This is a genomic window from Arthrobacter sp. SPT-J7 (assembly GCF_059089965.1).
The window spans coordinates 1-4031 of sequence record NZ_JBNHFF010000268.1 but is presented as its reverse complement, the minus strand read 5'-3'; the positions used below and the strand labels follow the sequence as shown (position 1 = coordinate 4031).

Below are 4031 nucleotides of genomic sequence, written 5' to 3'. Positions count from 1 at the left end.
ATGACGTATTTGATCAACCGCTATGCGAGCGAAAAGGGGATCATCAAGGAAAAGGACGACAACCTCACCGGTGACGACATCCGTGAGGGCCTCACCGCCGTCATCTCCGTCAAGCTCGCCGAGCCGCAGTTCGAAGGCCAGACCAAGACCAAGCTTGGCAACTCCGAGGTCAAGGGCTTCGTCCAGCGCGTTGTCACCGACGGACTCGGCGACTGGCTGGAACGCAATCCTGGCCCTGCCAGGGACGTCATCCGAAAGGCCATTTCGGCTGCACAGGCACGTATGGCTGCCCGCAAGGCCAGGGACAACGCCCGCCGCAAGAGCCCGCTCGAATCCTTCGGTATGCCGGGCAAGTTGTCGGACTGCTCCTCCAAGGATCCGGAAAAGTGCGAGGTCTACATCGTGGAGGGTGACTCCGCCGGCGGCTCTGCCAAGCGCGGCCGCAACCCCGAAACCCAGGCCATCCTGCCGCTGCGCGGCAAGATCCTGAACGTGGAGCGCGCCCGCTTGGACAAGGCCCTGGGCAACGCAGAAGTCCAGTCCATGATCACGGCGTTTGGTACCGGCATCGGTGAAGACTTCGACCTCGCCAAGCTGCGCTACCACAAGATCGTCCTGATGGCTGATGCCGATGTGGACGGCCAGCACATCACCACCCTGCTGATGACCCTGCTGTTCCGCTACATGCGCCCGCTGATTGAAAACGGCTACGTCTACCTGGCCCAGCCGCCGCTGTACAGGATCAAGTGGTCCAACGCTCCCCACGACTACGTCTACAGCGACAGGGAGCGCGACGCTAAACTTGTCGCCGGCCAGGCAGCCGGGCGCCGCATCCCCAAGGACAACGGCATCCAGCGCTATAAGGGCCTTGGCGAAATGGACTACACGGAACTGTGGGACACCACCATGGACCCGGACCACCGCACCCTGCTGCAGGTCACCATGGATGACGCCCTCGCAGCCGACCAGATCTTCTCTGTGCTGATGGGCGAGGACGTGGAATCGCGCCGTAACTTCATACAGCAGAACGCCAAGGACGTCAGGTTCCTGGATATCTAAGCGCTCGTCCTGCATATTCCAGAGCTGACATATACCTGAAACGGAAATAGAAAATGAGCGACGAAACACCCGAGAACCCGGCCTCCGAGGCCGGGAATCCGGACACCGTTCTTGAAGGCGATGTGCTGATCGACCGCGTGGAGCAGGTGGACCTGCAAACGGAGATGCAGCGGTCCTACCTGGACTACGCCATGGCCGTCATCGTGGGCCGTGCCCTTCCAGACGTCCGTGACGGTCTGAAGCCTGTCCACCGCCGCGTGCTTTACGCCATGTTCGACGGCGGTTACCGTCCCGAGCGCTCCTTCAACAAGTGTGCGCGCGTGGTGGGCGAGGTCATGGGCCAGTACCATCCCCACGGCGACACCGCGATCTACGATGCCCTGGTGCGCCTCATCCAGGACTGGACAATGCGTTACCCGCTGGCCCTCGGCCAGGGTAACTTTGGCTCCCCGGGCAACGACGGTGCTGCTGCGCCCCGTTACACCGAGACGAAAATGGCGCCGCTTGCCATGGAGATGGTCCGCGACATCGACGAGGAAACCGTCGATTTCCAGGACAACTACGACGGCAAGAACCAGGAACCCACCATCCTGCCGGCCAGATTCCCCAACCTGCTGGTTAACGGATCCTCAGGCATCGCAGTCGGCATGGCCACCAACATCCCGCCGCACAACCTCCGCGAAGTAGCCGATGGAGTGCAGTGGTACTTGGCCAACCCGGGAGCAAGCCGCGAAGAATTGCTGGAGGAACTCCTGTTGCGGGTCAAGGGCCCGGATTTCCCCACCGGTGCCACGATCCTGGGGCACAAGGGCATCGAGGATGCCTATCGGACCGGGCGTGGCTCCATCACTATGCGGGCCGTGGTGAACGTGGAGGAGCTGCAGGGACGCACCTGCCTCGTGGTCACGGAACTGCCGTACCAGGCGAACCCGGACAACCTTGCAATCAAGATCGCCGAACTGGTCAAGGACGGCAAGATCCAGGGCATCGCCGACCTGCGCGACGAAACGTCCGGCAGGACCGGCCAGCGGCTGGTCATCGTCCTGAAGCGCGATGCCGTCCCGAAGGTGGTGCTGAACAACCTTTACAAGCACACCGAACTGCAGAGCAACTTCTCCGCCAACATGCTGGCCATTGTTGACGGCGTGCCCCGGACCCTGAGCCTGGATGCCTTTATCAGGCACTGGGTGACCCACCAGATGGATGTCATTGCCCGGCGTACCCGGTACCGCTTGCGCAAGGCCGAGGAAGAAGCCCACATCCTGCGGGCGCTCCTCAAGGCACTGGACATGCTCGATGAAGTCATCGCCCTCATCCGTGCTTCCAACACGACGGAGGCGGCACGTGACGGCCTGATGGAACTGCTGGACATCGATGAGCTGCAGGCACGGGCCATCCTGGACATGCAGCTGCGCCGCCTGGCCGCTTTGGAACGCCAGAAGATCCAGGACCGCCACTCAGAGCTTGAAGCGTTGATCGCCGAGTACAACGAGATCCTTGGCTCCGAGCAGCGTCAGCGCGAAATCATCAGCACCGAGCTTGGCGAAATCGTAGCCAAGCACGGCGACGACCGGCGCACCAAGATCCTCATGGGCTACGACGGCGACATGTCCATGGAAGACCTCATCCCCGAAGAGGAGATGGTTGTCACCATCACCCGCGGCGGGTACGTCAAGCGCACCCGGAGTGACAACTACCGCTCCCAGCAACGCGGCGGCAAGGGTATCAAGGGTGCCCAGCTCCGCGGTGACGACGTGGTGGAGCACTTCTTCGTCACCACCACCCACCACTGGCTGCTGTTCTTCACCAACCTCGGCCGCGTCTACCGTGCCAAGGCATACGAGCTGATGGAAGCCGGCCGCGATGCCAAGGGCCAGCACGTTGCCAACCTCATGGCGTTCCAGCCTGACGAACACATCGCCCAGGTCCTGGACCTGAAGGACTACCAGCAGGCGCCGTACCTGGTTCTTGCAACGAAGCGGGGCCTGGTCAAGAAGACGCGGCTGGAGGACTACGACACCAACCGTTCCGCGGGCGTGATCGCGATCAACCTCCGCGACGGCGACGAACTCGTGTCTGCCCAGCTGGTTTCGGAAACCGATGACCTGCTGCTGGTGTCCCGCAAGGGCCAGTCCATCCGTTTTACGGCCACGGAGGACGCCCTCCGCCCCATGGGCAGGGCAACCTCCGGCGTCACCGGCATGAAGTTCCGTGAGGAGGACGAACTGCTGGCCGCCAACGTGGTGACCGATGGTTCCTTTGTGTTCATTGTTACGGACGGAGGCTATGCCAAGCGCACCGCCGTGGAGGAATACCGGCTTCAGGGACGCGGCGGTCTGGGCATCAAGGTTGCCAAGCTGGCCGAAGGACGCGGCGACCTGGTGGGAGCACTGATCGTCCAGGAAGAGGATGAAGTCCTGGTGGTCATGGAGGGCGGCAAGGTTGTCCGTTCATCGGTAGCCGGGGTTCCTGCCAAGGGACGCGACACCATGGGCGTGATCTTTGCGAAGCCGGACAAAAACGACCGGATCATCGAGGTGGCGTGCAACAGTGAACGCGGTCTCGAGGGCGAGGAATCGCTTGAGGATGACGTAACGTTGGCTGAAGATGGCGCTTCCGTTGAGGAAGCCGCAAAGTCAGCAGTGGCAGAAGAATCACCGGCCGTTGAGTCAGAGGACGCCTCGGGCGACGCTGAGCCGAACGAAGACAATACGGAGGTAACGAGTGAGTAATCCGGACTCATTTCCCAAGCCGAACACTTCTGTTCCCGAGGGAAGCCGGCCCTCGGCAGCGCCCCGCGTGAACGCTCCTGTTCGCCCGCAGCAGCGGCCGGCAGCTCCCGCGGCTGCTCCAGGCCAACGTCCGTCTGTTCCCGGCCAGCGCCCCCAGGGTGAGCGTCCGACGACGGGCCAGCCAGTCCCGCGCACGGCCCCGGCAAGCCCCGTGCAGGGTCAGCAACCTGTGCAGGGCCA

The 4031-nt window shown here is 62.7% G+C and carries 2 protein-coding genes; both read left to right on the top strand.

Annotated features, from left to right (window positions below; genetic code table 11):
* Positions 1-1059 (top strand): toprim domain-containing protein (locus tag AC5RWX_RS31070; RefSeq protein ID WP_494100047.1); only part of this gene is annotated, 1059 nt, incomplete at its 5' end.
* Between the two features lie 53 nt (positions 1060-1112).
* A complete protein-coding gene (gene gyrA, locus AC5RWX_RS31065) occupies positions 1113-3791 on the top strand; it encodes a DNA gyrase subunit A (protein WP_494100046.1) in 2679 nt (892 codons plus the stop codon).
* Positions 3792-4031: the final 240 nt, after the last annotated feature.